General features: G+C 77.9%; 1 protein-coding gene. It reads right to left on the bottom strand.

Annotation, left to right across the window (positions count from 1 at the left end; translation table 11 throughout):
- Positions 1–561: DUF2868 domain-containing protein (locus E5198_RS21370; protein WP_136491883.1), on the bottom strand; the 561-nt coding region annotated here is incomplete at both ends.

Genomic DNA, 561 nt, shown 5'->3' with positions numbered 1-561 from the left:
GTTCGGCGTGACCGGCGCGCGGCTGGTGCAGCTGCGCCGGCGCCGGATCGCCGACGCCGAGACGCTCGCTGGACGGCAGCAGGCGCTCGCGCAGGCGGCTGTAGCCGGGCTGGGCGAGGTCCAGGTCGAGGCGGGCGAGACCGCGCCGCCAGCACCACAGGCAGAGCAGGGCGAGCAGCGCGCGCGGCAGCAGGCCGTAGACCGCGAAGACGCCGAGCAGCCAGGCCGCCCAGGTCTGCCGCGCCGCCTCGCCGCCGACCACCGCCTCGCCGCTGGCACGCAGCAGCTCGAGATCCGGCTGCGGGAAGCCGAGCAGGGCGGGCAGGGCGCCGAGGGCATGGATCAGCGCGGCGAAGCCGTCCGCCGGCAGCAGGGTGGTCTCCCAGACGAAGCCGTAGCGGCGGCTGGCGAGCAGGGCCAGCAGCACCGCCAGCGCGGCGAGCAGGGCGAGCAGCCAGAGGCCGTGGCTGAGCAGACCGAGCGCCCAGCGCTGCAGGCCGGCGCGGGCGAGCAGCAGGGTCAGCGCCGGGCCGAGGCGGGCGCTGCGGCTGTCGCGGGCCA

Source organism: Pseudomonas sp. A-1 (genome assembly GCF_004801855.1).
Taxonomy (GTDB): domain Bacteria; phylum Pseudomonadota; class Gammaproteobacteria; order Pseudomonadales; family Pseudomonadaceae; genus Geopseudomonas.
This window is presented reverse-complemented; position numbering and strand designations above follow the sequence as displayed.